General features: G+C 59.3%; 2 protein-coding genes and 1 pseudogene. 2 read left to right on the forward strand and 1 reads right to left on the reverse strand.

The genetic code is table 11. The features are described 5' to 3' along the window. The first annotated feature begins 51 nt into the window (after positions 1–51). On the forward strand, positions 52–2280 hold the full coding sequence (locus AHiyo1_RS23425; protein WP_216363328.1) for a hydantoinase B/oxoprolinase family protein: 2229 nt from the start codon (positions 52–54) through the stop codon (positions 2278–2280). Positions 2281–2405: 125 nt separating this feature from the next. Further along, positions 2406–3113 (forward strand): MBL fold metallo-hydrolase, encoded by a 708-nt coding sequence (locus AHiyo1_RS23430; RefSeq protein ID WP_059390217.1) that lies wholly within the window; start codon positions 2406–2408, stop codon positions 3111–3113. A gap of 627 nt (positions 3114–3740) precedes the next feature. Here the strand turns inward: AHiyo1_RS23430 and AHiyo1_RS23435 are convergent. Then, positions 3741–5896, reverse strand: a pseudogene (locus AHiyo1_RS23435) (amylo-alpha-1,6-glucosidase). Between the last annotated feature and the right edge of the window lie 779 nt (positions 5897–6675).

Raw genomic sequence — 6675 nt, forward strand, 5'->3', positions numbered from 1 at the left:
CCCTCCCGCAGTTTTCCCATCCACTCCGTTACGCAGGAGCAAATCGACGCGGTGGACCCGCTGACCTACGAAGTCATCCGCCACCGCATCTGGTCGATCACAGAGGAGATGGGTGAGGCGCTGAAGAGGATGTCTGGATCGCCCATCGTGACCGACGCCAATGACTTCGACTTCGCCATCGGAGACGAATTCGGTCAGGAGGTCCAAGTCGGTCTCTACAACACCGGGCTTGTCGGCGCCGTCGACCTCGCGGTCTACTGGACGCTTCAGAACCGCGCAACAAACCCAGGCATTGAAGAGGGCGACATGTTCCTCTGCAACGATCCGTGGGTCGGTGGAGGCTTGCATCAAAGCGACGTCATCATCTATCAGCCTGTATTCCATGACGGAAAGCTCTTTGCCTGGACAAGCGGGATCTGCCACGAACCTGACCTGGGCGGTGTAGGACTTGGTTCGTTCTCGCCGGCTGCTCAGGACGTCTTCAGCGAAGCCCTGCCCACACCACCGGTAAAGATTGTCCGGGGCGGCCAATTGCAGGCCGATATGGCCGACATGTGGACGAGGCGCTCACGGGTTCCCATGCTCGTTGGCCTTGACCTCAGGGCCCAAGTTGGCGCCAACAACGTAGGCCGGCAGCGTCTTCTTGAGGTCATTAAGCGCTACGGCGCCGACACCGTCAAAGCCGTCATGAAGCGCATGATGGCCGATTCCGAGAACAGGCTTCGCGGCAAGCTGAAATCGTTGCCCGATGGCACGTGGCGTGCCACCGGCTATCAGGATCAGTCTCACGAAGGCGATCGGTCGCTGCACAAGATCACCGTGGCCATGACGAAGAAGGATGATCACCTTACCTTCGACTTCACCGGAACGGACCCGCAGGCCGGAATGATCAACTGCACCTACGCAGGAATGCGCGGCGGAGTCATGATCGCGCTTCTACCTATCCTGGCCCACGACATACCGTGGTCCGCGGGCGGCCTGATGCGTTGCTTCGATCTGGTGTCAGAGGAAGGAACGATCAACAACGCCACTTTCCCGGCTGCCGTAAGCCGCGGACCCATCGGTCCGGCCTGGCTAACCGGAACACTCGTAGCAGAATGCCTGTCGCAGATGCTCGACCGCTCCGTGGATCTAGGCAAGAGCGTGCAGGCCGCTTGCTGTGGCACCTGGGACACTGCCGTCATCGCCGGACTGGACGAACGCGGAGAGGTACCCGTACCGTTCCTCAACATCCTCATGGAGCCCATGGCGGGAGGATATGGGGCTCGCCCGCAGGCTGACGGCATGGACACGGGAGGGCTCTTCTGCATTCCGATGGGGCGTATCCCCGATACGGAAATGTCGGAGTTCCTTTATCCGATGCTCGTACTCTGGCGCCGGGAGGAGACTGACTCCGGAGGTCCCGGTCGTATGCGTGGAGGTGTCAGCGCGTCGCTTGCATTCACCCCCCACGGCACCAGCGTTCCAATGGGGCTGGTCCTGGCATCGGCCGGCAAAGCCGTCTCACAGAACACAGGCCTGTCCGGCGGCTATCCGGGAAACACCGGCCTCGATCTGGTCGTGCGAGACGTGGACGTCTTCGAGATGCTCAGAGGAGGAGTCGTTCCTGAAACACTGGATGAGCTGGGCGGCGCAATCGAGATCGGCCAATGCTACGCACAAAGCGATGTCAAACCGGGCGAAGTCCTCTATATGCACTGGCAGGGCGGCGGCGGCTATGGCGACCCGCTGCTCCGGTCACCGGAAGCGGTCGAAGCTGATCTAATTGCCGGCAAGGTGACGGTTACGGCCGCAGAAGAAATCTACGGCGTCGCCTACGACGAAAGCTCCGAACACGTAGACCAGGCACGCACCCAATCGCTCCGGTTACGGATCCGGGACGAGCGGAAGCAGCGGTCCACAGTCGAAGCAGTCAGCGGTACGCGCCCGATCCTGAACGTCAGCCACGGTCGCCGCATCGACGACAACCTGGTTGAGGTCCGCGTCGACGATTCAGTGCTCGTCGCCTGTGCACACTGCGGAGTGCAACTGGCAGACACTGCCACCGACGACGAGCTCTGGCTAGGGACGTTCGACGGCGCACCGAGAACTGCCGGGCCGCAGGTCACTTCTGACCATGCAACGTACGTGGACGGAGAAGTTGTCTTCCGCCAATACTGCTGCCCCAACTGCTGGACTGCAGTGTTCTCAAGCATTGTTCCGGTTGAGCACCCGGAGCACGCGCGAACCATCGCGCTGCTGGGCCCGGAGGCGCGTGCCCTGGCTATGCAGGCGCAGTGATGTGAGGACTGCCGCAAGTCTCATGTCCTAAGTGAGCGGATACATTCAAAAGGGGCTCGGGTGAACTTCACAGTTGCCCGGGCCCCTTTTCGCCATGACAAATTCCAAGGCCCCTGAAAGAAACCATGAAGATCACCAAACTGGGACACGCAGCAGTTCTCGTCGACGTGAACGACGCGCGCATCTTGATCGATCCAGGCAGCTTCTCCTCTGACGAAGCCTTCGGACTCACTGGACTGGATGCCGTTATTGTCACCCACCGGCACCACGACCATGTCGCGCCCGAGCGGCTCGAAGATCTATTAGCCCTCAACACCGACGCGGTGTTGCTCGCCGGCGCGTCCACAGCGGCGGGGCTCGGTCCTCTGGCCAAAGCGAATTTTCGTTTGCTCCCGCCGGATCAATCCATGCGGATCGGTGACGTTGACGTAACGTCAGTGGGCGGTCTCCACGCAGTCATTCACGAAGATTTTCCTCGTGAGGAGAATATCGGTGTGGTGCTGAGTCCTGCGGACGGACCGAGATTCTTTCATCCAGGCGACAGCTATGAATACACTCCCGAAAATATCCAAGTGCTCGCCGTTCCCATCTCTTCTCCCTGGGGGAAGCTGTCCGAGGCAGTCGAGTTCGTCCGTTCAGTGAGTCCGGCAACCATGTTCCCTATCCACGACGCGCTTTTCAGCGAGCACGGCAAGAAGCTCTTCTGGTCCTGGATTCCGCAGCTGGCGGGCAGCGAAATCAGCAGCATCAGTCCTTCAGAGGGGAATCCGGTGGAGTACAACAGTTCAGGCGAATTTGTTCGCAGCGGTAGCCTGGACAACCCCGCAGCATGAGCCGATTTGCCGCCGCGCCTGACGTCAGCGGACCACGGATAAGAGCCAGGCCGACCACAGGACAACATCTGTCAGCTGCACATGGCGCCGACCTTCGGGGGAAAAGCGAACGGGCCGAGTATCGCCGTGAGATCACAGTATCGCGCGCCAACGACTTGGCATCGCGCTTAAGCCAGGAGGTTGCACTTGCAGAAGAAGAAGCGCTTATCCGCCGGACTGATGGGGGAGTCCGGGTCACACGACACGAACACGGCAGATACACCGTGGAAATTACCCGCGAAGTTTCCTTCGGCCTGACCCTTGAACGAGACCTTGCCCTCTAAAGACATGTCCAGCAATGCAGCACATGACCACAACCAGCCTGGACCCGTGACATACGACGATTGGATCTATTTGAACGCCGGAGATGAAGTGGTTGTTCAGCGCTTGGCCAACCCCCATTACCTGGTCAGATCGACGAAATAAATGAGGACGCGACAATTTTCTGGGTCCTCCTGCACTGCGGCCGGGGGCGGATCATGGTCTATGAGCATGACGGATCAGTGGTTATGCGCGCAGGGCACTCGTAGCGGACGTTCACAGAGAGCCCCAGACGCTCATCCCCTCCGCCGGCCGGATCCGAAAAATCTATGGCATTCCTCCGATACCCTTCAGCAAATCGCCCGACGAGGGCCGAGTCCCCTTCCGAAGGACCATTCCCTCAGGCAGGCCCTCTACAGAAACCTGAGTCCCCGATACATCAAGCTTTAGCCGGGCGCCACCGATATTTGCATTAGTTGAATGCAGGGTCCCCCAGCTTTCAGGAAGCGCCGGGTCCATCCACAACGACCCCTCGGAAACGTCAGCCTCATAACGCAAAAGGCTTCGGAGCAGCATTACAGGCGTCGCCGAGGACCAAGCCTGAGGAGAGCACGCCGTGGGGTAGGGGAGAGGGGAAGGATAATCAGAACGGCTGAACCCGCAGAACAGCTCGGGCAATCTGTTATCCGTGTACTCCGCCGCCTCCATCAGCGCTGAGGCAAGTTGCTGTGCTTCCTTCACGAATCCGTAGCGCATCAGACCGGCAACGATTATTGCATTGTCATGAGGCCAGACCGAGCCATTGTGATAACTGACCGGGTTGTAGGCACGCATATCAGACGCCAAAGTGCGGACGCCCCAGCCGCTGAACATCTCAGGGGACATAAGCCGGTCAACAACCTGACGTGCCTTGTCCTCAGCTACGATTCCAGACCAGAGGCAGTGCCCCATATTGGACGCACAGGCGTCCACCGGACGTTTGTCTCGGTCCAATGCCACGGCGAAATAGCCACGGTCCGGGAGCCAGAACTCTTCGTTGAACTGTCTTTTCAGCCGGTCCGCGCAATCCCGCAACTCAGCAGCTAAACCAAGGTCGCCGGCCTCATAGGCTATCCACGCCCGCGCAATGTAGGCGGTGTACACGTAGCCCTGCACCTCACACAAAGCAATCGGAGGTTCCGCGGTGCGGCCGTCAGCAAAATTGATGCCATCCAAGAGTCCTTCCAGCCCTGATTGACGAGCCCCTGCTTGTTCAGACGCTCATATTCAACGAAGCCATCCCCGTCGCGGTCGCCGTATTCTCGGATCCAGTCCAGAGCTCGGTCCGCATGCGGGAGCAGCATTGCGACATCCTCAGGAGCCACACCCCATCTGGTGACCTCACCGAGCAGCGTGACGAAAAGTGGAGTCGCATCCACGGTGCCGTAGTAGGCGGACTTGCCAGCGAGTGCGACGCCCATATTCACGCCAAACCGCACTTCATGGAGTATCTTGCCCGGCTGTTCCTCGGTGCGGGGATCCACGACCGAGCCCTGCCTTTCGGCCAGCGTCTGCAACGTTCCCAAGGCCAGTGAGGCATCAACGGGCAGCACCATAAAGGACGCAAGCAATGAATCGCGACCGAACAACGCCATGAACCAAGGAGCACCTGCAGCAACGACCATCCGGTCTGGCCGCTGCGGGTCCACAATCCGTAGGGCACCGATGTCATCGCGGCTGCGCAGGATGGTATTCTCGACAGACCGATTTTCAATGCTGAGAACAGAGAGAGTTTCCACCCAGGCCTTCTTGCGGAGTTCCTGGGGTGAGGGGGAGTCCGGGGTGGAGTGCAGAAGCTGTGCTATGTCTTCGGCGTTGTCTTCTTCCACGGAAGGAACGACGACCAAGCGCACGCTCCACTCGCCGTAGGCAGGGATGAGCATCTGATAGGAAACTCCCTCGGCATCCACTGTGCAGCCTGGCGCATGCACGGTGACACCCTTCCGGACATCCTGCCAGACGGCCTCGATCCTGACTTCATCACGTTCGTGCAGCCGCAACTTTTCCCAGTGTCGATGAAATCGCCCGCCTTTGACTTCAAACAGATCGGCAAAGTCGGCATCCACCGAGAGCCTCACTTCACAGCGAGTCGGCTCACGGAAATAGTTGTGGATTGTGATGTGCTCGATGATGCCCGCCCCAACCATCCGTTTCCGTTCGACGGTCATCGTACTATCTGCACGGCCGACGTCACCCGCTGCCCTCCCGAGGTAGGTTCCCTGAAATGGCGAAGGTGTCCAGGCGCCTAATGCTTCAAGTGGCTCGCCATTCACGGCAAGACACCAACGCGAAAGTATTCTCGTGTCTCGATAGAAAACCCCGTGAGGATGATGGGGCAGGACGTCCCCGTTTGGAAGGGATATACAGAAGGACGAACCGTCGACGAGTGTTATGGCCCCAAGAACCGGGGAACCTGCCAAATTGTCGGCATTCCATTCGGCCATCATCGGCTCCTTTGAACGAATGCCGAGTTCCTTGTCTGAATCTACGCTCTTCGCCAGGTGGCGCCTAGGTGCCTGCACGCCTTCGCAGAGTACAGGCAGGAACGGCCGGAGGCTCGAGGTACCTTGGGAATTCTTTGCGACGGCACGAGGAATCAAAGGTTCAGAGCTGTACCAAGGGCGCCTGGCTCACCCGTTCATCGTCGGTTAGCGCTGGCATATCAGGGCAAGTTGCGGCCCGGAGCCGCTCAAAACGCTCGAGTGTTGGGATTGCCCTGTTGTGACCCGGGTTTTCATGAAGGATTGCCAGCGGCCTTTTGATAGAGAGCTTCGTCTCAGGAGGACCCGCGTGAAATTTGAGTTCTGGTGACTTGTTGCCACCACATGACCGCGAAAGCGTCAACCTTAATGTTTTGAAGCCACGGATACTCTTTGGCCAGCCCCGGATCCAACTTGTTACAACTGTTTTGTTGAACCACTTCTGGCGTGGGGGTAGCACAGAAACTGAGAGTGGCGCCAGCACCCAGGACAGTAATCAAAATAGCTCCGACAGTCGCCATTCGCGTCGCAGCTACTGAACTCTCGGGGCGTCGCCGGAACCAATCTACTGGTTGAATTCGAATCATCACTCGCGAGCTCCCCTGGATCAGATTCGCCGGACACCCGGACCTGATGAGACTGAAGCGCAGACGGATTACCGGGCTGGCCGGCTCTGGCCGACGCCGTGGCCCACCCGGACACCCCTGCCCTGTGGAAACAGGAACTTGCCGCCCGTCGGGAAC

It is taken from the genome of Arthrobacter sp. Hiyo1, assembly GCF_001263615.2.
Classification (GTDB): domain Bacteria; phylum Actinomycetota; class Actinomycetes; order Actinomycetales; family Micrococcaceae; genus Arthrobacter.

Bases quoted from the DNA above. Each gene is read 5' to 3' on its own strand.
- AHiyo1_RS23430 (WP_059390217.1), top strand. From the start codon at position 2,406: ATGAAGATCACCAAACTGGGACACGCAGCAGTTCTCGTCGACGTGAAC.